Annotated in this window: 16 protein-coding genes and 1 pseudogene; 13 read left to right on the top strand and 4 right to left on the bottom strand. The window is 63.4% G+C overall.

Annotated features, from left to right (window positions below):
* On the bottom strand, positions 1-1227 hold a 1227-nt coding region (gabT, locus tag HMPREF3056_RS02690), incomplete at its 3' end, for a 4-aminobutyrate--2-oxoglutarate transaminase (protein ID WP_070754051.1).
* Positions 1228-1344: 117 nt separating this feature from the next.
* Between gabT (HMPREF3056_RS02690) and HMPREF3056_RS02685 the strand changes: the two genes are divergently transcribed.
* Positions 1345-2790, top strand: a complete 1446-nt coding sequence (locus HMPREF3056_RS02685; protein ID WP_070701099.1) for a PucR family transcriptional regulator — start codon at positions 1345-1347, stop codon at positions 2788-2790.
* Between the two features lie 4 nt (positions 2791-2794).
* On the opposite strand, the gene HMPREF3056_RS02680 is transcribed toward HMPREF3056_RS02685, so the two are convergent.
* Positions 2795-4267: a helix-turn-helix domain-containing protein gene (locus HMPREF3056_RS02680; protein WP_246819140.1), complete on the bottom strand. Its 1473-nt coding sequence runs from the start codon at positions 4265-4267 to the stop codon at positions 2795-2797.
* A gap of 166 nt (positions 4268-4433) precedes the next feature.
* Here HMPREF3056_RS02680 and gabT (HMPREF3056_RS02675) point away from each other — a divergent pair, with 166 nt between their 5' ends.
* The 4 genes from gabT (HMPREF3056_RS02675) to HMPREF3056_RS02660 all read left to right on the top strand — a co-directional run bounded on the left by gabT (HMPREF3056_RS02675) (position 4434) and on the right by HMPREF3056_RS02660 (position 9645).
* The gene (gene gabT, locus HMPREF3056_RS02675; protein WP_070701101.1) at positions 4434-5759 is read left to right on the top strand and encodes a 4-aminobutyrate--2-oxoglutarate transaminase; all 1326 of its coding nucleotides are present in this window, start codon (positions 4434-4436) and stop codon (positions 5757-5759) included.
* A 36-nt stretch (positions 5760-5795) separates the two neighbouring features.
* Positions 5796-7244 carry a flavin-containing monooxygenase gene (locus HMPREF3056_RS02670; RefSeq protein WP_070754050.1) on the top strand — a complete coding sequence of 483 codons (1449 nt, stop codon included), beginning with the start codon at positions 5796-5798 and terminating at the stop codon, positions 7242-7244.
* 13 nt (positions 7245-7257) lie between these two features.
* Positions 7258-8235: an alpha/beta hydrolase gene (locus HMPREF3056_RS02665; RefSeq protein ID WP_070701103.1), complete on the top strand. Its 978-nt coding sequence runs from the start codon at positions 7258-7260 to the stop codon at positions 8233-8235.
* Between the two features lie 99 nt (positions 8236-8334).
* Positions 8335-9645: a YkvI family membrane protein gene (locus HMPREF3056_RS02660; protein WP_046647716.1), complete on the top strand. Its 1311-nt coding sequence runs from the start codon at positions 8335-8337 to the stop codon at positions 9643-9645.
* A 64-nt stretch (positions 9646-9709) separates the two neighbouring features.
* Here HMPREF3056_RS02660 and HMPREF3056_RS02655 read toward each other — a convergent pair whose 3' ends face one another.
* Positions 9710-11176, bottom strand: coding sequence for a helix-turn-helix domain-containing protein (locus tag HMPREF3056_RS02655; RefSeq protein ID WP_070754049.1), 1467 nt, complete (start codon positions 11174-11176; stop codon positions 9710-9712).
* 191 nt (positions 11177-11367) lie between these two features.
* Here HMPREF3056_RS02655 and HMPREF3056_RS02650 point away from each other — a divergent pair, with 191 nt between their 5' ends.
* The 5 genes from HMPREF3056_RS02650 (at position 11368) to HMPREF3056_RS02630 (ending at position 20102) form a co-directional block, all read left to right on the top strand.
* The gene (locus HMPREF3056_RS02650; protein ID WP_049156020.1) at positions 11368-13425 is read left to right on the top strand and encodes a hydantoinase/oxoprolinase family protein; all 2058 of its coding nucleotides are present in this window, start codon (positions 11368-11370) and stop codon (positions 13423-13425) included.
* Between the two features lie 38 nt (positions 13426-13463).
* A complete protein-coding gene (locus HMPREF3056_RS02645) occupies positions 13464-15479 on the top strand; it encodes a hydantoinase B/oxoprolinase family protein (RefSeq protein WP_070701109.1) in 2016 nt (671 codons plus the stop codon).
* A 34-nt stretch (positions 15480-15513) separates the two neighbouring features.
* Positions 15514-17232 carry a helix-turn-helix domain-containing protein gene (locus HMPREF3056_RS02640; RefSeq protein WP_070754048.1) on the top strand — a complete coding sequence of 573 codons (1719 nt, stop codon included), beginning with the start codon at positions 15514-15516 and terminating at the stop codon, positions 17230-17232.
* Positions 17233-17350: 118 nt separating this feature from the next.
* Positions 17351-18469 (top strand): alcohol dehydrogenase catalytic domain-containing protein, encoded by a 1119-nt coding sequence (locus HMPREF3056_RS02635; RefSeq protein WP_070512342.1) that lies wholly within the window; start codon positions 17351-17353, stop codon positions 18467-18469.
* 118 nt (positions 18470-18587) lie between these two features.
* Positions 18588-20102: a permease family protein gene (locus HMPREF3056_RS02630; protein ID WP_070701111.1), complete on the top strand. Its 1515-nt coding sequence runs from the start codon at positions 18588-18590 to the stop codon at positions 20100-20102.
* 279 nt (positions 20103-20381) lie between these two features.
* Here the strand turns inward: HMPREF3056_RS02630 and HMPREF3056_RS02625 are convergent, their stop codons facing one another.
* Positions 20382-21563: an acyl-CoA dehydrogenase family protein gene (locus tag HMPREF3056_RS02625; protein ID WP_070754047.1), complete on the bottom strand. Its 1182-nt coding sequence runs from the start codon at positions 21561-21563 to the stop codon at positions 20382-20384.
* An 87-nt stretch (positions 21564-21650) separates the two neighbouring features.
* On the opposite strand from HMPREF3056_RS02625, the gene HMPREF3056_RS02620 reads away from it, so the two are divergent.
* The 3 genes and pseudogenes from HMPREF3056_RS02620 to HMPREF3056_RS02610 all read left to right on the top strand — a co-directional run bounded on the left by HMPREF3056_RS02620 (position 21651) and on the right by HMPREF3056_RS02610 (position 23900).
* The gene (locus HMPREF3056_RS02620) at positions 21651-22061 is read left to right on the top strand and encodes an acyl-CoA thioesterase (RefSeq protein WP_070754046.1); all 411 of its coding nucleotides are present in this window, start codon (positions 21651-21653) and stop codon (positions 22059-22061) included.
* Positions 22062-22079: 18 nt separating this feature from the next.
* Positions 22080-23096, top strand: a pseudogene (locus HMPREF3056_RS02615) (NAD(P)H-dependent flavin oxidoreductase); the annotation flags it as partial.
* A gap of 3 nt (positions 23097-23099) precedes the next feature.
* Entirely contained in the window at positions 23100-23900 is an 801-nt protein-coding gene (locus HMPREF3056_RS02610; RefSeq protein WP_070754044.1) for an enoyl-CoA hydratase-related protein, read from the top strand.
* Positions 23901-23999: the final 99 nt, after the last annotated feature.

The raw sequence follows: 23999 nt of genomic DNA, 5'->3' as shown, positions 1-23999 counted from the left end.
GAGGCCGCAGGTGAGGATGAGCACGCCCTCAGCCTTGGCGGCGTTGGCAATCTTGTGCACCAGCTCGGAATCCGGTTCACCCTCAGCGGTGACGAATTCGAGGGCGAGCATGGCGCCGCGGCCGCGGAACTCTGCTACGCGCTCATCGCCCAGGATGGGCTCCAGCTCCTCGCGGGCAATCTTCTCCAGGTTCTGGGCACGTGCACCGAAGTCCTTCTCCTCGAACTCCTTGAAGGTTGCCAGCGCAGCAGCACAAGCCACCGGGTTACCCGTGTAGGTACCGCCCAGGCCGCCCGGCTGCGGAGCATCCATGATCTCCGCACGGCCGGTCACTGCGGACAGCGGCATGCCGGAGGCAATGCCCTTCGCAATGGTCACCATGTCCGGAACGATTCCCTCATGGTCGGAGGCGAACCAGGTGCCGGTGCGCATCATGCCTGCCTGGATCTCGTCGACGATGAAGACCACGTCGTTGTCGTTGCACCACTTCTGGATTGCTGTGAGGTAGCCCTCGGCAGGGACGACGAAACCGCCCTCGCCCTGGATCGGCTCAGCGACAACGCAGGCCAGGTTGGCTGCGCCGACTTCCTGCTCAATCATGGTGATGGTCTTCTTGGCAGCCTCGGCGCCGCTCAGGCCGTCACGCAGCGGGTAGGACATCGGGGCGCGGTAGATCTCCGGCGCGAAGGGACCGAAGCCATTCTTGTAGGGCGACTGCTTGGCGGTCATCGCCATGGTCAGGTTGGTGCGTCCATGGAAGGCGCGGTCCATGACGACAACGCCGCGCTTGCCGGTGTAGTTGCGGGCAATCTTCACGGCATTCTCAACAGCCTCCGCGCCGGAGTTGAACAGCGCAGTCTTTTTCGGGTGATCACCCGGGGTGACCTCGTTGAGTTTTTCTGCCACGGCCACGTAGGACTCGTACGGGGAAATGGTGAAGGAGGTGTGGGTGAAGTGTGCAACAGCTTCCTGCACCGCGGCCACGACGGCCGGGTTAGAAGCACCAGCGGAGGTCACGGCGATGCCGGAGGCAAGGTCGATGAAGCGGTTGCCGTCGGCATCGGCAAGAATGCCGCCATCCGCGTCCACCACGTAGCCCGGAAGCGAGGGCGCCATGCCCGCGGGGAGGGCATTCTTGCGACGCTCATCCAGGGCGGCGCTCTTCGGACCCGGGACCTGCTGGCCCAGGTGGCGGGACTGCTCAATGTGGTACTGAAGTTCCTGCATGGTCTTCCTTTTGTGTTGGGATGAATAGGATGCCACTTAGTGTGGCCCCTACCACCCTTGCGACACTATCGACAGGGTGTATAAATTTTGAGCCCACAACTGTGTAGCCTGTCCACCATGAGTGAGATTTCCTTCCGCTGGCTCACCAACCAGCACTCGCTGAACCTGCGCCCGCTCGTTGAGGGCAAACCCGGGTTCAGCACCATCCATGCTTCAGAGCTCGCGGACCCCACCGAGTTCACTTCCCCCGGCGCGCTCATGCTCACTCTGGGGCTCGTTTTCCGCGACGACCCGGAAGGCTTCGAGCACTATGCCGCTGCTCTCGCCGCAGCCGGGGTACACGGCATTGGTTTCGGTACCGGACTCGCCTTCGCCGAGGTACCACCCGTACTGACCCGTGCTTGTTCCCAGCACCACCTCACCCTTTTTGAGATTCCGCGCGCCACCCGCTTCGTGTCCATCACTACTGCGGTAGCCCAGGAACAGGCCCGCCTCGAAAACAATGCGCACTTCACCTTCCACCGCCAACAAGAGCGCCTCAATCACGCAGCTGTGTCGGGCATCCAAGCGCTCATCGATGAGGCGAGCAATCAACTCAGCGCCGCTGTAGCGGTAGCTAGTTCCTCCGGAGCGGTGCTCAGCCAGAGAGATGCGGAGCAGCTCAGCGCAGCCAGCGCCGCGGTGGAGGCCGCGGAGCAGACGGGGCGGGGCACGGGGACGTCGACAAGCACAGGTGCCACCATCACCAGCACCTTCGGCTCCGCGGGCCGGCGTTGGGCCGTCGCCGCCAGGCGCACGGAGAAGTTCGATTCTTATTCGCGCGCGCTCATCCGGCATCTTTCGGGTCTAGCCAGCCTGCTGCTTGATCACCCCGATGGCAATAACCACGCTATTCTCGGGGCGCTAGCGCTTGATGCCCAGCTCGCCGGCGTTGACTCCCCCGCCCTGCACGCGGCCTTTCACTTGATTGATAGCCACGATCTCGTGGATGTTCTCTATGTCACGGCTTCGACCCCGTCGCGCCTCGCGCGCACAGTGAGTGAGATCGGCAAGACCGAGCCGCACAGCTTCGTCCGCCCGGAACAGGATTCTGCACTTCTCATGCTTCCTCCGGGAACCGCAACCTCACACCTGTTCAAGAAACAGTCGCGCTACCTTCGCGTCTCCGCCCTTCGGGGTGTTGCGTGGCAGGAGCTGAACCCAGCACTGCTGTCTTCTCTTCAAAGCCATGCGCGCAGCCTGCCCCTTGGCACCGTAGCAGCCTTTGATTCTGCTGCGCCTACCTGGCTGGCGGAACCCGGCGTCTCGGAGGCCCTCGGCGCCCGGCGCGCGGCCACGGTCAGCCGCTTGGCCGCCCACGACGTGCAGCGCAACACCGAGCTGCTCGCTACCTTGCGCGCCTTCCTCGTGGGCAACGCCAACTTGGCCACCGCTGCGGCGGAGCTGGGCGTTCACCGCCACACGGTGCGCGCCCGGCTAGACAAGGTAGAAAACCTCTGCGGGGTGGACCTGAGCAATCCCGTCACCCGTGCGGAACTCCTCTTACTCAGCATCGACTCTTAGGGCTTCAGTCCGTAACACTCACTCCGAGAATCAGTAGCTCCGCCGCCACGAGCGGGTCCTTGAGGTCCACCTCGAGGAGATCCTCCAAGTCCGCGATGCGCTTGCGCACGGTGTGCCGGTGTGATTGAAGCTCCTCAGCGGTTCGGCTCACGTGCCCGCCCGCACGCAGGTAGACCTCCAGGGTTTCCGCCAACTCGGTGCCGTGCTCCGCGTCGTGAGCGCGCACCTTGCCCCAGGTTTCTTCGGCCCGGTTGTGCACCGCGCCCTTGACCCTGGGATCCCTAGTCCAGCTCAACGTCCGCGATTCTGGCCCCGCCAACATCCCGGGCTGAAGCCCGAAAGCGAAGGACTCTAGTTCGCGGACAATGCCCACGCCCAGCTCGGCCCACGGCATGGGCTGGCCCACGACGATGCGCTTGCTACCGCGGATATCGCGCAACAAGTCCTGCAGGTTCTTCATTGTGCGGCTTCCTCTGAAAAGCAGGAGGCTAGAGGATTTATCCAGCGTGTATTCGAAAAGCAAGCGCCCGTGATCCTGCAGGCGGGCGTCCAAGGCGTGGAGGAAGCGCTGGTGGGCGCGCTCGCCCTCCGATTTCACCAAGACCGGACGCACGCGGCCCTGCGCATCACCCACGAGCCGGAAGATGCGGCGCATGGGATCCTCCGGCTGGTCCATACCCAACTGAATGGCCATCGCCATGGAGTTGAGTTCGTTTTGGGTGCGCCGTAATTCCTGCGGGCGCTTCACGGTAAGCTCCGCCAGGCCGGCGGCCTGCTTGAGCAGCGCGCGCTCGTTCACACCGAAACTCTCACGCGCCACCGCCAGCAGCCCGAAGGAGCGCGCACCGTGATCGGCCAAGCGCTGGGCCAAGACATTCCACCCGCCCACGCGGCGCGCGGCATAGAAATTCTGGGCGCGGGTATCCGTGATTACCGGGCCCCACTCCACCGGCGGGAGCCCGGGGTGGCTCGACTGCGCGAAAACCCGCCCATCCTTATCCACTAGGCAGGTATGCGCGCCCAGCAGGCGGCTGGTTTTATCCACGAGGGCGTCGAGGCCGGACACGGCGGCGTCGTTGAGCGCGCCCTGCTGAGCAATGAAGAGCTCCAAGCCTTCCTCCCGCTGGCGCTGCAACTCGTCGTGCAAACGCGCGAGCACCGAGACGAAAGGCACGCGCCGCGCCACCGTGAAGAGTGAAATATCGCAGCCCCGGGCGGCCTCCACCATGCCGGGTGGGACCTCAGCGAAGGCTAAACCAACGCCGAAGCCCACCCCCGTCACTCCCCCCTCTGCCACCCTGCGAACGTACTCCACTAGCTGATCGGGTTGCCCCTCAAAGGCCATACCAGTGAGCAGGATGACGGCCCCCGAGCCCACAAACTCGCGGGGATCGCGCAGTTCACAGGGGTGCATAACGGAAAACGGCCGCCCACAATCGTGCAGCACGTCAATCCCCAGATCGGGTTGGCTAGCCAACCATCTGAGAGAAACGTTTCCCTCTTCCAGCCCGGCAGCTACCCCCTTATCCAATGTGGACAATTTCTCACCATTCTTTCACCAGATTGTCTATGGCCCTTCGGAAGTCTAGCCGCCAGAATGACCCACGTCATAAAAAAATTCCGAGTATTAAGGAGCAGACAGCATGCAGGATCTCAAGCACCGCCTCCCCCAGGAGCGGAATGTCTCCACCGCAATCCCTGGCCCCCACAGCCAGGAGCTGAATGCCACCCGTGAAGCAGACGTCGCCGCTGGCGTCATCCCGGGCTACCCCTCCTACATCACCGACGGTGACGGTGGCGTGCTTGTCGACGTCGACGGCAACACCATCGTCGACTTCGCATCCGGCATCGCCGTGACCTCCGTCGGCGCTTCCAACCAGCGCGTTGCCAAGGCCGTCGCCGAGGCCGCCAGCCACCTCACCCACACCTGCTTCCTCAACGCTCCGTACCAGGGCTTCATTGATGTCTGCAAGAAGCTCAACGAGCTGACCCCGGGCACCCACGAGAAGAAGACCTGCCTCTTCTCCACCGGTGCTGAGGCAGTGGAGAACGCCATCAAAATCGCTCGCCGCTACACCGGCAAGAACCGCGTCGTGGTCTTCGACGGCGCCTTCCACGGCCGCACCAACCTCACCATGACCATGACCGCCAAGAACAAGCCCTACAAGCAGGGCTTTGGCACCCTGGCCGCTGATATCTACCGCGCGCCGATGTCCTACCCGCTGCGCGACGGCCTCGACGGCAAGCAGGCTGCAGCGCGCACCCTGCGCTACATCGAGCAGTACGTCGGCACCGAGGAGCTGGCTGCCGTCATCATCGAGCCGGTGCAGGGCGAGGGCGGCTTCGTCGAGCCGGCCAAGGGCTTCCTCCCGGCACTGCAGGAATGGTGCACCGACAACGGCGTCGTCTTCATCGCCGATGAGATCCAGGCCGGCATCTGCCGCACTGGTTCCTGGTTCGCCTGCGATGACGAGGGCATCATCCCGGACCTCATCACCACCGCCAAGGGCGTGGGCGGCGGCATGCCACTGTCCGCTGTGACCGGCCGCGCCGAGATCATGGATGCCCCGGACCCGGGTTCCCTGGGCGGCACCTACGCCGGTAACCCGGTGGCCTGTGCTGCTTCCCTGGCAGCCTTCGAGGAGATGGAGGAGCTGGACCTGGCTTCCCGCGCCCGCGAGATCGAGGCCATCATCCGCGAGGAGCTGGAGCCGCTGCTTGAGCTCACCACCGTCGCCGAGGTCCGCGGCCGCGGCGCCATGATCGCCATCGAGCTGGTCGACGACAACAACCAGCCGAACGCTGACCTCACCGCCAAGGTGGCCAAGACCTGCCGCGAGCAGGGCGTGCTCATCCTCACCTGCGGCCTCGACGGCAACGTCATCCGCCTCCTGCCGCCGCTGGTCATCAACGAGTCCACCCTGCGCGACGGCCTCCAGGTCCTGGCCGAAGCCATCCGCGCAAACTAATCCGAACCACCACCGTCTTAAAGGAGACACATCACCATGAAGATCTACGATTGCATCATCCTCGGCACCGGCTACGGCGGACTGGGCATGGGTGCCCAGCTGGTCCGCGACGAGCAGAAGGACTTCCTCATCCTCGAGGCTGCCGATGAGGTCGGCGGCGTCTGGCGCGACAACACCTACCCGGGTGCTGCCTGCGATACTCAGGCTCTGATCTACTGCTACTCCTACTTCCTCAACCTCGGCGTCTCCCGCATGTTCGCCGGTCAAGACGAGATGCAGGGCTACCTCAAGGCTCTCGCCGAGGAGTTCAACCTCTACGATCACATCAAGTTCAACCACCGCATCACCAACGCCGAGTGGAAGGAAGACCTCAAGGCGTGGGAGATCGAGGCTAACGGCGAGACCTACTACGGCCGCGTCTTCGTTGGCGCGTGGGGCCAGCTCTCCAAGCCGAAGATCCCGAACTTCCCGAACCGCGAGGCTTTCCAGGGCGTGCAGTTCCACTCCGCTGAGTGGAACCACGACGTTGACCTAGCCGGCAAGAAGGTTGCTGTCATCGGCAACGCTGCTTCTGCAGTTCAGCTGGTTCCGGAGGTCGCCGAGGTCGCGGAGAAGCTCTCCGTGTTCCAGCGCTCCGCTAACTACATCCTGCCGCGCAACCAGGTCATCTTCACCGAGGAAGAGCTCAAGGAGTTCAAGGAAAACCCGGATTCCTACCGCGCTATCCGCCAGGAGATCCACGAGGTTCGCGAGGAAGGCTTCGACCGCCCCCGCAAGGGCACCGATTCCGCTGCCGAGGGTGTCGAGCAGGCCATGGAGCATCTGCGCTCCCAGGTCAACGACCCGGAGCTGGTGGAGAAGCTCACCCCGAACTTCGCCTTCGGCTGCAAGCGCATCCTGCGCTCCGATAACTTCTACCCCACCTTCAACCGTGACAACGTAGAGCTCATCACCGCTGGCATCGAGAAGTTCACCGAGACCGGCATCCGCACCGACGACGGTGCCGAGCACGACTTCGACGTCGTCATCTACGCCACCGGCTTCTACTCCCAGGAGTTCCAGGGTGATCTGCCGATTGCTGGCCGCGACGGCATCGACCTGCGCGAGCGCTGGGGCAACTCCCCGGAGGCGTACCTGGGCATGACCGTGGACGGCTTCCCGAACTTCTTCATGCTCTACGGCCCGAACACCAACCTCAACCACCACTCCGTGGTGGCCATGCTCGAGGCACAGGACCGCTACATCTCCCAGGCCGTTGCGTACCTGCGCGAGAACCCGGAGGCAGCCCTGGATGTGAAGAAGAACGTCATCGACGAGTTCAACACCCGCATCCAGAAGGAACTCGAGGAATCTGCGTTCTCCGCTGACTGCTCCTCCTGGTACAAGAACGAAGAAGGCCGCGTCATCAACAACTGGTCCGGCAACGTTGCTGAGTACTACGAGCTGACCGACAAGCTCGAGCTCAATGACTACGAGCTGGTCTAGGAGGTAGTTCACAATGCACACTCTGCACGACGAATTTTCCGGGCGTCCCGTCACTGAGGATGCGTGGAAGGCGCTGAAACCTTTCCGCGATGGTGGGGCGAAGTCCTTCCATAACTTCCCCATCCCGCAGGTGCGTGAGAACTACGTAGCCTCGGCCCACGCCAACCCGCTCCACGAGGAGAAGGAACCCGCGACCACGGATTTCCAGGTCGAGGACTTCCAGGTTCGCCTCTACGACCCCCGCCCGGAGGCGGAGCGCGGCCAGGAGACCCCAGCGGTGCTCTACATGCACGGCGGCGGCTGGCTCATGGGCAACCTAGAGACCCACCACTCCTCGGTACGCCGTATCGCGGTGCTGACTGGTCTCCCGGTCGTTGCGGTGGACTATCGCCTTGCCCCGGAGCACACCTACCCGGCTGCTATCGACGATTGCCGCGCTGCCTACCGCTGGTTGTCCGACTCCTCGGCTGAGCATGGCCTGACCGTGACCTCCATCGCGGTGGCTGGCGACTCGGCCGGTGGCCAGCTCGCCGCCGTGATGGCGAACGAGTTCGTGGGTGAGGAGGGCGTCGCCAAGCTCAGCTCCCAGATCCTGCTCTACCCGATCACGGATTGCTCCCGCGAGCGAACCGAGAACGGTGCCTCCTACAAGCGCCTGGAAGAGGGCTTCCCGCTGGCCTCTGACACCATGCGCTGGTTCATCGATACCTTCGTTACGGAGGAATCGCAGCGCACGGCGAAGGATCTCTCCCCGCTGCTGCACGAGCTGCCGGAGGGCCTGCCCCCGTCACTCGTTATCACGGTGGATAACGATCCGCTGGCGGACGAGGGCATCGAGTATGCCGGGAAGCTGGCCAAGGCAGGCGTCGACGTCACGCACAAGCACCTTCTGGGCTACCACCACGGGCTGTTTACCTCTGCTGCGGTCATTGACCGCGGCGAGGAGGAGCTCGCTGGTATCGCCGAGTTCATCAAGGCGGCAGCGAACTAAAAGCTTCCGCTCCATCACGCACGGGGCAGGCACCTTTCCCAGGCCGCCTGCCCCGTTTGCATAAGTAAATATTTCTATCCACCTAAAGTTAGGTTCACCATGCTTAAACGCTCATTCGGCATCGCGATGGCCTTCATCGGCGTGCTCGCGGGTGCCTCCTTCGCTTCGGGCCGCGAGGCCCTCCAATACTTCGTTGCTTTCGGCAACATGGGCGTCGTCGGCGCCATCGTTACCGCGCTAGCCATGACCATCTCCGGCATCACGATCCTCCAGTTGGGCTCCTACCACCGTGCCAAGGAGCACACCTCCGTTTTTAACGCCGTGTCCACGCCCATCGTGTCGAAAATCCTCGACTTCGCCACGCTAACCTGTCTGTTCTGCATCGGCTTCGCCATGTTTGCCGGTGCCGGCGCCAACCTCAACCAGCAATGGGGCTGGCCAGTGTGGATCGGCGCCGTCCTCATGCTCGTCCTCACCCTGCTGACGGGTTTGCTCGACGTGGACAAGGTGACCATCGCCATTGGCGCCATTACCCCGTTCATCATCGTCTTGCTGACCATCGGCACGGTCTACACCGTGCTCACCTCCAACCCAGATTGGTCACACCTCAATGAGCAGGCGCAGCAGCTTCCTACGACGCTGCCCAACTGGTGGGTCTCCGCCATCAATAACCTGGGACTGAACGTCATCGTGGTGGTCTCCATGATGATCGTCATCGGCGGCAACTTCCTCGATGCCAAGGAGGTCGGCTACGGCGGCATTCTCGGCGGCGCATGCTTCCTCTTCCTGCTGGCGGTCCTGGTCGGCGGTCTCTACGTCTCCGTGGGCCCGATCACCGAGGCCGAGATGCCAACGCTGGCCATGATTGAGCAGATTCACCCGGCGCTCGGTATCGCCATGTCCGTCGCCATCTACGGCATGATTTATAACACCGCGATTGGTATGTTCTATGCCTTTGCCAAGCGCCTCACCCGCGGCAAGCCGCAGAACTTCTACAAGGTCTATGTCATCTCCGTGCTCATCGGCTTCGTGCTTTCCTTCATCGGCTTCTCCAACCTCATCGGCTGGGTCTACCCGATTCTTGGATACATGGGCATTGCCATCATGTTCATCATCGGCTTCGCATGGTTGAAGAACCGCAAGGACCTGCAATCTGAGGCCGACCTGCGCCGCCGCGCGCGTGAGCTACTCAAGAAGCGCTTTGAGAATGACAACCACCTCTCCGATGAGGAGGCTCGTGAGCTGGTGGCCATCGCTCGCAACTCCTCCATCCCGGAATCTGACTTCATCAAGGAGATCATGACCGAGGTTGATTCCGAGGACATTCCGGAAGAGCTGCAGATCGGTGACGGCAAGCTCCACGCGCTGATTACCGGCAAGCCCATCCCGCGCAGCAAGAAGAAGGTGTAGTTCTCTCCACTCCCCCTCTCACTCTCTACTCTCACACGTTCTCCGTGCCCCCGCATCCAGCCGCCTAGCGCTGCATGCGGGGGCGCAGCGCTTTCCACAGCGCCCACAAAACCAGATCCGCATCGGAGAACCGGATCCGTTCCTCCAGAGCTTCCAGCCGGTGCCGCACCGTATTGGCGTGCACGCCCACGGCCTTCGCGGCCCGGGCCACGGAGAAGCTTTCAGCTTCATAGGCGCGAAAGATCTCTTCGCCATCCTTAATCCCCTCAATCGCGCGGTCGAGCTCCCCCACTGCGTCCTCCAAGCCGCGCTGGCCCAGGTAGGCCGCTGCCTTCTCGATGGCGCTGCAGTGAGCAAACTCCAGGCTCTGCAGGTGCAAAGAATGCGTTCGTTCCACCACCACGGCGGCAAGCAGGGCCTGGAGCCACGCTGTCGGACCTTCCTCGACGGTGTCGAAGGGAGCAGAGAGCCCAACGGAGCCGAAGAGCACGTCCGCGATCTTCCCCTCCGCTCCCGAGTGGGTAGTCAACACGCAGGTGCGGCCGGACACATAGCCCAGCACCAGCGGCACGCCCGCGTCCTGGGCCAAGGCGAAGGCCTTGTCGCGCACATCGCTGCGGTAGGAATCCTTGACGGAATCGGAGACAATGAGCCGCATCTTGGCATGCTCCGAAAAGCCCCGCCTGCGCAACGTGGTGGCCACTTCTTCCCTATTCGAGTTCTCATCGCACAACGCCACCATCAGCGCGCTCGATTCGGCGACGTGGTTACGCTGGATGTTTCTCTGCGCCATCAGTGAGGCGGTGAGCAGCTCCTCCAGCGCCGCGAAAGCGGGGTCATCGAAGTCTGCATCCTGACTGGTCTGCCGCCCCCGAATCAGCCAGTAGCCGTGGTCGAAGGAGGGGCTTTCGCCAGCAATGTCGAGCCACCGGGCAAAGACCTTCCAACGCCCCACGTGCATGGTCGTGGTGCTGTGGTTTATCACCACCGACAGGGAACGCGCGATACTCCGCGCGGGCAGCTCGCCGGCGGCGGCAATAACCCGGCCGTCAACGGTCAACAGCAGCAGGGAATCCCCGCTGAACCTGGCAAAGCGCGCGAGAATCTCGGACTCCGGCGCTGGGTTGACCAACCCGGGGCTTAATTGCCCGATGGTGCTGAGCTTGCGCCAGGATGCCAGGTTGGGTTGGCGCCGCAAAAGCTCATCCACCGCGCGCCGGATATCTTGGCGCGTGATCCCATCGGTGCCGTACAGGACGGCGCCGGTTCCCTCCACCGAGTCCAGGACTTCCTGCTCATCGAACTCGGAGTCGAGGAATATGACCCCGGCGGCGTCGACCAGCCGGCGCTGGATGGCACGCGGGTTTCCCTCCGGCCGGGGAAGAACTAGCCAGTCCGCCACATCCCCATCGCCCTCGGCGCACAGCCCCACAAAATTCTCATCCTCGAGCGCCCTGCTCAAGCGGCGCAGCCGCGGCTCCATCACGACGAGATCGGCGATCCGCAGCACCGGATTATCTTGTGACGCCACTTATCCCTCCGGAAAATAGTGTCCTATCTTACTTTCCTCCGGCTAATTCTAGTATGCCCCAACCTGCTTGTTTGGAGTTTCCTCCACCTTCTTCGCTCTTAATTCACCGTTTCTCCATTGCTCCCCTCCTCGTGCCATATCAAGATTCCTCTCAACCGAATTCACCAGCCTTTGAAAGAGAGGTTCCCACCATGACGGGAAACAAACCTTTTCGCGTATCCGTTGACGTCGGCGGAACGTTCACCGATGTCGCGATTGTTAACACCGAGACCCACGAGTTGTCGGTGGCCAAGGTTCCCTCCACCCCGGATGACCCGATGAAAGCGGTGATGAACGGCCTCAAGTCGGCCGACGTCCAGCTCAACCAGGTCGAGGTGTTCTCCCACGGCACCACGGTTGCCACCAACGCGCTGATCCAGCGCCGCTTCCCACCGGCAGCGCTCATCACCACGAAGGGCTTCCGCGATGTTCTGGAAATCCGCGACGGCACCAAGGATGAGTTGTGGGATGCCTACAAGGACGTTCCGGACCCCTACATCCGCCGCCGCGATCGCTACGAGGTCGAAGAGCGCATCGACTTCGACGGCGCCGAGATCACCCCGTTGGATGAGGCAGAGGCTCGCCGCATCGCCGGGATCCTGCGCCGCAAGAAGATTGAGACCGTCGCGGTCTGCTTCATCAACTCCCATGCCAACGCCTCCCACGAGGAGCGCATGGCGGAGATCCTACGCGAGGAACTTCCCGACGCCACCGTCTCCACCTCCTCCGAAATCCTCCCGGAGATCTTCGAGCACGACCGCTTCTCCACGACCGTCGCCAATGCGGTCCTGGCCCCGCTCGTCTCCGGCTACGTCAACCGCCTGTCCCGCCAGCTGGAGGAAGGCGGCTACGACGGAGACCTGCTCCTTCTCCACTCCGGCGGCGGTTCCATGACCCCGGAGATGGTGACCCGCTACCCGGTCCGCCTGGCTGCCTCCGGCATTGCGGCCGGCGCCATCGCGGTGCAAGACATCGCCACCCGCTGTGGCTACTCCAACGCGATTGGCCTGGAAATGGGCGGTACCTCCACCGATATCGCGCTGGTCTACGAAGGTGACATCCGCATCACCAAGCAGTGGCAGGTCGAATACGGCTTCCCCATCTGCTTCCCGTCCATCGAGGTCGGCACCATCGGCGCTGGCGGCGGCTCGCTGGCCTGGATCGATGAGGCAGGTTCCCTGCGCAACGGCCCGCAGTCCGCGGGCGCGGATCCGGGACCGGTCTGCTACGAGCGCGGCGGCACCGATGCCACCAACACCGATGCCAACGTCACCCTCGGCCGCCTCGGCACCGAGCTCATCGGCGGTGCACTGAAGCTGAACCCCGATGCTGCGCGCGAGGCCGTCAACAAGACCGTTGCAGAGCCGCTCAACCTTGAGCTCGAAGCCGCAGCCGAGAACATCATCCAGGTGGCCAACGCCAACATGGCCGATGCGGTTCGCCTGCTGTCCATCCGCCGTGGCTACGACCCGCGTGACTTCGTCCTTGTCGTCGGCGGCGGCGCCGGCGCCCTGCACGGCGCTGAGGTCGCCCGCGATCTGTCCATCCCCACCGTCGTGGTCCCGCCGCACCCAGGCGTGACCTCCGCCCAGGGCTGCTTGCTCGTGGACATCCGACACGACATCACCAAGATGTACCAAGCACCGGTGGACGAGGTGGACACCACCGAACTGCGCAAGGAATTCCAGGCGCTGATCTCCGAGGCCCGCGAGCGCCTGGAGAAGGAGCACGTCCCAGAGGAGCGCATGAAGTTCAAGCTGACCGCCTCCATGCGCTACCGCGGCCAGTGGCGTTCCCTGACGGTGGAAATCCCCGAGTCCGATAACCCGCTCGATGATGCCGTCGCCATGTTCCACGATGAGCACGAGCGCGAGTACTCCTTCGCCGACCGCGACGGCGCGGTGGAGTTCTACCAGATTGGCCTCATCGCCATCGGCGAGCTCGAGAACCCGCCCTTCAAGCACTACGAGGTCGAAGAGCACGAGGCAGAGCTCCCGGAGACCACCCGCCCCGTCTACTTCTCCGCGCACGGCGGCTGGGCCGATGTCCCGATTTATCACCGCCCCGACCTGAAGGCCGGCGCCAAGCTCAACGGCCCGGCCATCATCGACCAGTTCGATGCCACCACCGTCATTCCGCCTGGAGACCGTGCAGAAATTGATGAGTGGTCCAACATCCGTATCCACATCGGCAAGGCCACCAACGCCTAAGACCCTCGCCTTCAGACTCTCCTTTGAAAGGAATCGACATGACTACGACTCACACACAGCCACAGAAACCCTCGCCGTCTTCTTCCGGCCGCCGCACGCTCGACCCGGTGACCTTCGAGGTTCTCAAGAACGCCTTTGCCACCTCGGTCAACCTCATGTCCGAGCAGATTCTGCGCACCTGCTACTCCTTCGTCATTTACTCGCGTGACTTCTCCTCCGCGCTGTGTGACGCCGAGGGCAACACCGTGATGCAGGGAAACCAGGACATCGCCGTACACGTCGGCACCCTGCACTTCCAGTGCCAAGCCGTGCTCAAGGAATTCGGCGATGACATCCACGAAGGTGACGTCTTCGCCATCAACGACCCCTACCAGGGCGGCACGCACATGAATGACGTGTCCTTCCTGCGCCCCATCTTCCACGAGGGCACCCTACTGGCCTTCGCACAGAACAAGGGCCACTGGGCCGATGCCGGCGGCTCCGTCCCGGGCTCCTTCGACGTCTCCGCGACCGACTACTACACCGAGGGCCTGCGCATCACCCCGGTGCGCGTGTGGTCCAAGGGCGTGTTCCTCAAGGACGTCGCCAAGCTTTTGGCTGGCAACACCCGCAGCCCCGAGATCGTCATGGGTGACCTCAAGGCCCAGGCCGAGGCCACCGCGGTCTGTGAGCGCGAAATCCACCGCCTCGTGGACAAGTACTCCTTCGACACCGTGCGCACCGCGCTGCGGGAGGTCCAGGACTACGTGGAAGACATCGTCACCTCCCGTGTGGCCGCGCTTGACGACGGCGAGTGGTCCACCATCGACTACATCGACCTCGACCCGGCCAAGGAAGAGGGCCTCGTTCCCATCAAGGTAACGATGCGCATCAAGGGCGGACGCCTCTCCTACTCGCTGGACGGTTCCGCGCCGGCGGTGGCCAGCTTCCTCAACGCGGGCTATGGCTCCGCGTTCTCCGGAATCGTCGCCGGCACCAAGACCTTCTTCCCCGACGTGCCGCTTAACTCCGGCCTCTACCGCGCCATGGACATCGACCTAGGCCCGGAGGGAACCGTGGTCAACGCCGGAATGCCGCACGCGGTGACCGGCTTCTGTTCCGGCCCCTTCGAGAAGATCATGAACGCGGTCTTCGAACTGTGGTCCCAACTCATGCATGAGCGCGCCATGGCCTGTGCCTTCAACCTGGAGTACCTGCTCATCGGTGGTTGGGATACGCGTGACGCGAAGAAACCAGAGGACAAGGGCGAGTTCTTCATGTGGTACGACTGGATGGCTGGCGGCTGGGGCGGCCGCGTCGACCGCGATGGCTCCTCCGCCACCGCGCCGGTCTTCGGCCCGGGCCTGGCGGTCCAGCCGGTCGAAGGCCAGGAGCGTCTCTCCCCCGTTATCACCAGCCACCACGCCCTGGTGACTGACTCGGCGGGCCCCGGCAAGTTCCGCGGCGGTGTGGGTGTAACCAAGGGCGGTGTGCTCACGGACGCGAACAAGACCGTCATGAGCTACTGCTGTGACCGCTCGCGTTCCGTGACCTGGGGCATCGAGGGTGGTCTGCCGTCCATCCCGCAGGGCGTGTGGCTCAACCGCGGCACCCCGGATGAGCAGTACCTCGGCGCGCTGTTCTCCAATGTTCCGGTCGGCCCGGGCGATACCTTCGAGCGCCCCTCCGCCGGTGGCGGCGGCTTCGGCGATGCCCTGGAGCGCGACCCGAAGGCCGTGCTGGAGGACGTCATCGATGGCTACGTCTCCGTGGGCCGTGCCGCCAAGGACTACGGCGTTGTCATCCGCCCCGTTGACCCGGAAATCGACGAGTACGAGCTCGACGAGGAGGAAACCGCGAAGCTGCGTGAGGAGCTGCGCTCTACCCGCCTGGACAAGCTGGCGGAGTCCCCGGAGTCCGTGGCTGAGCGCTACAACGCCGGCGAGTTGGACCAGCTCGACCTGGTCCGCCACTACGGCGTCATCCTCGACTGGGCCACCGGAGAGCTCCTGCCCACCACCACCCAGCAGTACCGCGAGCAGATGGCCAAGCGTTCCTCTTCCCACTGGAAGTAGGTAGCGCCCCGGCTAGCCCCCTAAGCTAGGGGGCATGTCTCTCCTCGGCCCCGTACTCTCCCACCTCGCCAGCGGCACCCGTGTCCCCGACGAGTTGCGCGAGCAACTGGCGGCCGAGGAGCTTGGCGCGCTTCGGGCCGTTGAGGAAACCATGCGCGCCAACCACACGTGGCGGGTGATGTCGACGAAACTGCTCGACGTCTCCCAGATGCTCAACTCGGGCCGCGAATCCACCGACATCCTCCAGGCGATTGTGCGCCACGCGCGCTCCACCATCGGCACGGAGGTGGGCTACCTCAGCCTCAACGATGAGGACACCGGCTTTACCAAGGTGCTGGCCACCAGCGGTGTCGTAACTGAGGAATTCCGCACCATCAACATGCCGATGGGCTCCGGAATCCTCGGCATCGTGGCCGCCACTAACCGCCCGGCGTGGACCTATGACCATTCTGTGGATCCCAACGTCACGCACGTGGATTACGTGGACCGTGCGGTAGAAGCCGAAGGAATCCGCGGGATCCTCGGCGCCCCGATCCGCATTTCTGGGCGCACCATCGGCGCGCTTCTCGTGGGGGATCGCCACCCGCGTCACTACACGCACGAGGAAATCGCAGCGCTCGAGGTGCTCGGCTCTATTACCTCCGTGGCGCTGGAGAATGCCCAAGTCATTGAGAGTCAGGGCGAATCCGTCGCGGAGCTTACCCGCTCCCAAATTGCGCTGAGCCGCCACGTGGACGAATTGCAGTGGCTCAACGACGTCAACACGCAGCTGCTCCACGTGCTGATGAACAATCCCAGCTTCGAGGAGCTCGAGCGCGTGCTAGCTAAAAGCCTCGATGCGCCGGTCACGCTGTGGACCGCGGAGGATGCCCCGGACACTCCCCCAACCAGCACGTTCCCCGTGGAGTTTAACGGGCGGGCGCTGGGCACGATTGGTGTGGACAAGGAGCTCAGCGACGCCGAACTGCGCGTCATCAGCCACGCCTCCGCAGCCTTTACAGCGATTGCGCTTTTTGCTGAGGCGCTTGTCGACGCCACCGCGCGCAAAGTCGACGACCTCGTCTACGCCGTAGCACTAGGCAACGCCGGGCGCGAGGAGATCGCCCGTCTGCGCCACCTGACGGGGATTAGCCTGAACTCTTCGGCACAGCTGTACTTCGTAGGCCTGCACTCAGCCAAGAACCTGCCCACCCGCCCCCAGCTGGAGCACCTCCTGCCAGGTAACGCCGCCATTACGCACCACGACCAACACGTGTGCGTGCTGTACCAACCGGATCGGGATATCGATAAGGCGCTGGCCCCACTGCTGTCTGAATTCCCTGAGTTGACGGTCTCTGCCATCGGCTTCGGCGGCCTGAGCGAAGCGCGCAGCGCCCACGATTCCGCCATGGCCTACCTGGATTCAGCACTCGCTTTGGGCTTGCGCGGCCAGCTCGTCACCGAGGACTCCCTAGGCACGGTGGGTCTCATCCTGGGTGCGGACCCGCAGGCGCTGAACGCGCTGTCCACGCGCACCATCGGCCCGCTGGTGCGCTACGACGAGGAGCACTCCACCGAGTTGACCGCTACCGCGCACCACTACTTGCTCTCCGGGCACAGCATTCCGCAGACCGCCCGGGCGATGTTCATCCACCCCAACACAGTGCGCCAACGCCTCGATCGGATCGCTGAGCTCATGGGTGAGGAGTGGGCCGTGGGCCAGCGCGGGCTCGATGTCTTCGTAGCGCTGCGCGCCCACGCCCTCAGCGGGTAGAGAATTCCCCATCCGCTTAACGGCCCGGTGTAGTTTTTCCCATACCGTTCCGGCCCTCCTTAACGCCCGGTGGCGTACATTGCGATGCATTAACCCCATCTCATGTCTGGAGGTATCTATGTCTGACACGATTACCATTCGCGGCGCCGTTCTGGAGCGCTCCGGCGACGAGCGCCCCTACGCCGACTCCAAGCCGATCACCGTGAGCGAGCTCGAGCTCTCCGCTCCCGGCGAGGGCGAGATCCTGGTCAAGATCACCGCTGCTGGCCTGTGCCACTCTGACCTTTCCGTGGTCAACAACAACCGCCCCCGTCCGCTGCCGATGCTGCTGGGTCACGAGTCCGCTGGCATCGTCGAGGAAATCGGCCCGGGCGTTACCAACGTCAAGGTTGGTGACCACGTCGTCATGACCTTCCTCCCGCGCTGCGGCGAGTGCGCCGGCTGCAAGACCGACGGCAAGATGCCGTGTGAGGTCGGCTCCAAGACCAACAACGAGGGCACCCTCATCCGCGGCACCCGCCACCTCACCCGCAACGGTGAGACGATCCAGCACCATCTTGGTGTCTCCGGCTTCGCCACCCACGCCGTGGTCTCCGAGCTCTCCGTCGTGCCAGTGGGCTCCGATGTCCCGGCCGATATCGCCGCCATCCTCGGCTGCGCCATCCTCACTGGTGGCGGCGCCGTGCTCAACGAGATCGATCCGAAGCCGGAGGACAGCATCGCCGTCGTCGGCCTCGGTGGCGTTGGCATGGCCGCCATTATCACCGCTGCTGCGCTCGGCGTGAAGGAGATCGTGGGCATCGACATGCAGAAGGACAAGTGCGAGAAGGCCATCGAAATCGGTGCCACCTCCGCGATGACCCCACAGGAAGCTGAGGAGTCCGGAAAGAAGTTCACCGCTGTCGTGGAGGCCGCCGGCCACCCGAAGGCACTGGAAACCGCCTACAAGGTCACCGCACCGGGCGGCCTGACCGTCACCGTCGGCCTGCCGGCACCGGGCTCCACCATCACCATCGACCCGCTGGTGATGACTGCCGAGGCACGCCGCGTCCACGGCTGCTACCTGGGCTCCTCCGTCCCGTCGAAGGACATCCCGAAGTACGAGCAGCTGTGGCGCGAGGGCAAGCTCAACGCTGAGGCCCTCATCTCCGACCACATCAAGCTCGAGGACATCAACACCGCCATGGACCGCCTGTCCGACGGTGTAGCACTGCGCCAGATCATCGAGTTCGACTAACCAAGGTTCGACTAAACCTCAAGCACTAAACCTCAACGAACCTCTCACCTTTCCTCACCAAGCCCCGCGCGCTTCACGCCCGCCGGGCTTGGTCCCTTTTCTTTGAAAGGAGGCCGTCATGGCCGAAACCACCGAAGCCACCGAACCCGAAGACCAGGGCATCGGTCAAGCTTCACCCCACTGGAAGATGGGCCCCTTCGATGTTCGCCTCCCCTTCGTGCATTACCGCATGGAGTGGCCGGACTTCGCTCAAGGCTTGTTCATGTGTGTGGTGGACTTGGGCGCTATCCCCCTGATGACCGAGGCCCTCGGCATGCCCTACGAAGCGGCGCTGGCCGTCGTTATGCTCAACGGCCTGCTCTACCTCACCCACCACCTCTTGGGTGACCCGGTTGTCCCAGGCTGGATTACCCCGGCGATTCCGTTGCTGACGGTCTATATCCAGACCTTCCCGGAGGGTGAGGAGCGTATCTGGGCCTTGATCAGCTTCCAGCTGATGCTCGGCATATTCTCACTAACGCTGGGCATAACGGGATGGGCGTCAAAGGTCGTTCGCCTCATCCCATCAGGTCTGCGCGCCGGCATCGTTCTCGGCGCCGGTATTGCCGCCATCATCTCAGTGTTTAAGGAGGATGGACGTTTCCATTCCTTCCCTATCACCATCACGATTGCGGTAGCCGTAGCTTTCTTCCTCATGTATTCACGAGGTTTCCAAGCCCTGCGACAGAAGGCCGCCGGTTGGCGCTTCCTGGCTTCGCTAGGCATCCTGCCTGCTATCTTCGTCGCGGTCTTCGTCGCACCGCTGGCTGGCGAGGCTCCCTGGCCGGACGTGGAGTGGGGCTTTTCAAAACCTGACTTCATGACCTTGTGGTCTGAGTACACCGTCTTCGGTGTCGGTCTTCCGCCGGCGCACATGTTCCTCACCGCTATCCCCACGGTGTTGGCTGCGTACATCGTTGTTTTCGGTGACGTCCTGCAGGCTAACGCCGTTCTCAAGGAAGCCGACCACGTCCGCACGGACGAGGCCGTGGTCTACAGTCCGTCGCGCGCGCACCTGCTCTTCGGCGGCCGCAACATGCTGATGTCCATCATCGGCCCGGACATCGCCATGTGTGGCCCGCTGTGGGCGGCGATGCACGTGGTCATCGTTGAACGCTACAAGCAGGGCAAGCGCGCCATGCGCACCATCTTTGGCGGCGCGGGCTCTTTCCGTTGGGGTACCAACACAGGCCTCCTCCTGCTGCCGATTACCTCCTTCGTGGAGCCCATCCTGCCGGTGGGCTTGGCACTGACGCTCATCATTCAGGGCTTCGTGTCTGTACGCGTGGGCATCATGGAAGCCAAGAACCAGAAGGATCTGGGTATCGCAGGCGTTACCGCCGGCGTGCTGGCCACCCAGGGTGCCGCATGGGGATTCGCCGCCGGCATCATCATGGTTCTGGTCATCTACGGCAAGGACATGTTCAAGGACGAACGCGACGGCACCATCCGCAACTTCGATGAAATCGATCCGGAAGAGGGCTTCGCCGACGCCCAAGCGGACTTCACCGAGCTGGCTGAGCTCAACGATCTGGACGCTGAGGGACGCCCGATCGATCCGAACGCCCCGAAGCCGAAGGACACCAGAAGCTAGACACCCAGAAACTAAACAGCGCGACACAGTGCCTGTGAACAGGCCTGAGTGCAAGACAATGCTCGGGCCCCGAACACGGCGCCCGCACTGCTTAGCCTCTCCTCTTTAGATGGTCCCTTTACTCTGGTCTCTTAGCAGAGTAAAGGGACCATCTTTCTCTGGTTTTCAGCACACAGATGGTCCCTCATCCCAGATGAGGGACCAAAGTAGAGAGACCAAACGAATAAGACCATCTGCGCAGTAGCGCCCGTGCGGCGGCACCGGTACGACGCCACGTGGTTAGCTAAACGCCGCCTCCCCCGTCAGCACCCGCCCCAGAATCAGCGTGTGGATTTCATCGGTGCCCTCGTAGGTGCGCACTGATTCCAGGTTGGCGGCGTGGCGCAGCGGCGAGTAGTCCGCGGTGATACCGTTGCCGCCCAGGATGGTGCGGGCTTGGCGGCAAATGTCGATGGCAGTGCGGCAGTTGGCCAGCTTGCCCACCGAAATCTGGTAGGGCTCCAGCGTGCCCGCATCCTTGGCGCGGCCCAGGTTCAACGCCAGCAGCTGCCCCTTGTTCAGCTCCACCGCCATATCCACCAGCTTCTGCTGGGTGAGCTGGAAGGACGCCAGCGAGCGATCGAATTGCTTGCGCTCCTTGGCGTACTCCAGAGCCACCTCCAAAGAATCACGGGCAGCGCCCAAAGCGCCGAAGCTAATGCCGAAGCGAGCCTCGTTCAAACACATAAACGGCCCCTTGAGTCCCGGATGCTTGGGCAGCAGGGCGTCGGCGGGCAAAGTAACGCCTTCCAGTTCAATATCGCACTGGATAGAAGCGCGCATCGATAGCTTGCGGGTAATTGGCGTCGCCTTAAACCCCGGCGTGGACGTCGGCACGATGAAGCCGCGCACGCCCGCCTCCACCCCGGCGGCCGCCGCGTCTTCCTCGGACACCTTGGCCCAGATGATGGCCACCCCGGCCACACTCGCCAGGCCAATCCAGCGCTTCGCACCGTCCAGTACCCATTCACCGGAGCGGTAGCGCGCCACCGTCACCATGCTTGCCGGGTCCGAACCGGCGGTCGGCTCTGTCAAGCCGAAGCAGCCAATGACCTCACCGGCTGCCATCTTGGGCAGCCACTCCTGTTTCTGTTCCTCCGAGCCGTGCTTATAAATCGCCGACATCGCCAGCGAGCCCTGTACTGACACCACCGTACGGATACCGGAGTCTCCTGCTTCCAGCTCCTGCATGGCCAGCCCGTATTCCACCGCGGAACGCCCGGCGCAGCCATAGCCTTCCAGATGCATCCCGAACAGGCCAGCCTCCGCCAGCACCGGGAAGATGGACTCCGGCAGCACCGCGTCCTCATACCACTGCCCCACGTGCAGGCGGATGTGCTCATCCACCAGTGCGGCGACGCGGTCACGGGTAGCTTTTTCTTCTTCGCTCAGCAGAGCATCGATCCCCAGAAGATCTGTCATGGCATTCTCCTCACGATTCGAGCAACGAACCACAATTCGTATGTATAGTAATACGCATCACTCTACCCGCTCGCCCCAGGAGGAACAATGCGCGCGCCCGCCAACGCCATCCCGATAACCCTTGCCTTGCGGTGGTCCGACCAGGACGCGAACGCCCACGTCAATAACGCCACGATGGTCACGCTTTTAGAGGAAGCGCGCGTCCGTGCGGCCGCCAAACTGAGCGGCCCAATTGCCACCAATTCCTATGCTCACGTGGTGCGATCCCTCGAAGTCCAGTATGACGCCGAGCTCACCTACACCGATTCCATCGAGGCGCGGGTGTGGATCTCGCGCATCGGAACCACCTCCTACCAGGTTTCCCACGAACTCATCCAGGACGGCGCCTCATGCGTGTTCGCGACGGCGACGCTGGTGCTTATCGACGTCTCCGCGCGCCGCCCCATCGCCCTGCCCGATGACCTCAGTGGCCGCCTGCAAGCCCATTTTTCCGAATAGCCATTCACCTTTTCATTCACCCTCCTCCCCCATAATTTCGCACCACCAAGGAGCACAACACTCATGATTTCCACCCGCGTTACCGAGATGCTCGGCATCACTCACCCCATCATCCAAGGCGGCATGCAATGGGTCGGCCGCGCCGAACTCGCCGCCGCGGTATCCAACGCCGGCGGCCTCGGTGTCGTTACCGCGCTTACGCAGCCCACCCCGGAAGACTTGCGCCACGAGATTCGCCGCACGCGCGAGCTGACCGATAAGCCCTTCGGCGTCAACCTCACCATGCTCCCGGCAATTACCCCACCGCCCTATGCGGAATACCGCGACGTCATCATTGAGGAAGGCGTGAAGATTGCAGAAACCGCTGGAAATAATCCCAAGGACCACATGCCGGCTTTCAAGGATGCCGGCATCACTGTCATCCACAAGTGCACCTCCGTGCGGCATGCGCTGAGTGCACAGAAGGTGGGCGTCGACATCGTGAGCATCGACGGCTTTGAGTGCGCCGGCCACCCCGGCGAAGATGACATTCCGGGACTCGTGCTCATTCCCGCCGCCGCGGACCAGCTGGACATCCCCATCGTGGCCTCAGGCGGCTTCGCGGATGGCCGCGGGCTCGCTGCCGCCCTGGCACTGGGCGCCGAGGGCATCAACATGGGAACCCGCTTCGTGGCTTCCACGGAAGCCCCAGTGCACGAGAACGTCAAGCAGGCCATCGTGGAGCGCAGCGAGCTGGATACCCAGCTCATCCTCCGCGAGCTGCGCAATTCCACCCGCGTGGCCAGGAACGCTGTCAGCGATGAGGTTGCCGAGCGCCTTGCCCAGGGCGCCGAGTTTGGGGATATCCGCCACCTCGTTGCCGGCAAGCGCGGCCGTGCAGTCTACGAAACCGGTGATTTGGATGCAGGCGTGTGGACCTGCGGAACGTCGCAGGGTCTAATCCACGATGTGGCACCCTGTTCCGAAATCGTCTCCCGCATCTCCGCTGAGGCCGAGCGCATCATTTCCTCCCTCACCGAGCTTGTTAAGGACTAAACCATGACCGATGCCATCCTCACCCGCCGCGAAGGCTCCGTCCTCGTCGCACGCATCAATAACTCCGCGCGCCGCAACGCCATTGCCAAGGACCATTGCCTGGCTCTCTCTGCCGCGCTTGCCGACGCCTCCTCTGACCCCGCCATCCGCGCCCTCATCATCACCGGCGATGAAACCGCCTTCTGTGCCGGAGCGGATCTCGTCGCCGCCGCGCAAGAGGCAGCCACCGCGCAAGCTGCGGGCGAGACTCCCGACCCGGCCGAGTCCACCATGCTTCCCCAGCTCAACGCACTGGTGGCTGAGATTCAGGCCGCCGAGATTCCCGTCATCGCCGCGGTCGAAGGTGCGGCCGCTGGCGCGGGTGCTTCGCTGGCTTTTGCCTGCGATCTCATCGTGGCCGGCGAGGACTCCTACTTCACGCTGCCCTTCGGCAAGATTGGCCTTATCCCTGACGGCGGCGTGAGCCTCACCGCACTCGCCTCCGTGGGGCGCCACCGCGCGCTCGCCCTGGCACTGCTACAAGACAAGCTCGGCGTCGCCGAGGCCGAGGCTGCAGGTCTCGTAACCACACGCGCACCCCAGGGCCACGCACTGGCCACTGCACTGGAGGTAGCGGAACGCCTGCACATTGCCCCGCGCGATGCCCTGGCCAAAGCAAAGGAGGCCATCAACCGCACGGCTCTGGGGCAGCTCGATGGGCAGCTGGCTTGGGAGGAGCCGACGCAGTACGCGCAGATGGCCTCGGCTGGCCACAAGGAGGGCGTCATGGCCTTTCTCGAGAAGCGCCCCGCGCGCTTTGATTAGCAAAAATCGACTAGCAGAAAACTGCCAGGCGGAGTTCATGGCGATGCCAGCACTGGCCGCCATACTCTGTGTTGTGCGTTTGAGAGAGCGCATGCGAGA

It is taken from the genome of Corynebacterium sp. HMSC056F09, assembly GCF_001815785.1.
In the GTDB taxonomy this organism is placed as follows: Bacteria; Actinomycetota; Actinomycetes; order Mycobacteriales; family Mycobacteriaceae; genus Corynebacterium; species Corynebacterium hiratae.
The sequence above is the reverse complement of the archived record's forward strand: the minus strand, read 5'-3'. Positions and strand labels throughout refer to the sequence as shown.

What these genes read in the sequence shown, in the direction of transcription:
- HMPREF3056_RS02685 (WP_070701099.1), top strand. Translation starts at nt 1,345, where the DNA reads ATGAGTGAGATTTCCTTCCGCTGGCTCACCAACCAGCACTCGCTGAAC.
- HMPREF3056_RS02660 (WP_046647716.1), top strand. Translation starts at nt 8,335, where the DNA reads ATGCTTAAACGCTCATTCGGCATCGCGATGGCCTTCATCGGCGTGCTC.
- HMPREF3056_RS02665 (WP_070701103.1), top strand. Translation starts at nt 7,258, where the DNA reads ATGCACACTCTGCACGACGAATTTTCCGGGCGTCCCGTCACTGAGGAT.
- HMPREF3056_RS02610 (WP_070754044.1), top strand. Translation starts at nt 23,100, where the DNA reads ATGACCGATGCCATCCTCACCCGCCGCGAAGGCTCCGTCCTCGTCGCA.
- HMPREF3056_RS02670 (WP_070754050.1), top strand. Translation starts at nt 5,796, where the DNA reads ATGAAGATCTACGATTGCATCATCCTCGGCACCGGCTACGGCGGACTG.
- HMPREF3056_RS02650 (WP_049156020.1), top strand. Translation starts at nt 11,368, where the DNA reads ATGACGGGAAACAAACCTTTTCGCGTATCCGTTGACGTCGGCGGAACG.
- HMPREF3056_RS02640 (WP_070754048.1), top strand. Translation starts at nt 15,514, where the DNA reads ATGTCTCTCCTCGGCCCCGTACTCTCCCACCTCGCCAGCGGCACCCGT.
- HMPREF3056_RS02620 (WP_070754046.1), top strand. Translation starts at nt 21,651, where the DNA reads ATGCGCGCGCCCGCCAACGCCATCCCGATAACCCTTGCCTTGCGGTGG.
- HMPREF3056_RS02625 (WP_070754047.1), bottom strand. Translation starts at nt 21,563, where the DNA reads ATGACAGATCTTCTGGGGATCGATGCTCTGCTGAGCGAAGAAGAAAAA.
- HMPREF3056_RS02630 (WP_070701111.1), top strand. Translation starts at nt 18,588, where the DNA reads ATGGCCGAAACCACCGAAGCCACCGAACCCGAAGACCAGGGCATCGGT.
- HMPREF3056_RS02645 (WP_070701109.1), top strand. Translation starts at nt 13,464, where the DNA reads ATGACTACGACTCACACACAGCCACAGAAACCCTCGCCGTCTTCTTCC.
- gabT (WP_070701101.1), top strand. Translation starts at nt 4,434, where the DNA reads ATGCAGGATCTCAAGCACCGCCTCCCCCAGGAGCGGAATGTCTCCACC.
- HMPREF3056_RS02635 (WP_070512342.1), top strand. Translation starts at nt 17,351, where the DNA reads ATGTCTGACACGATTACCATTCGCGGCGCCGTTCTGGAGCGCTCCGGC.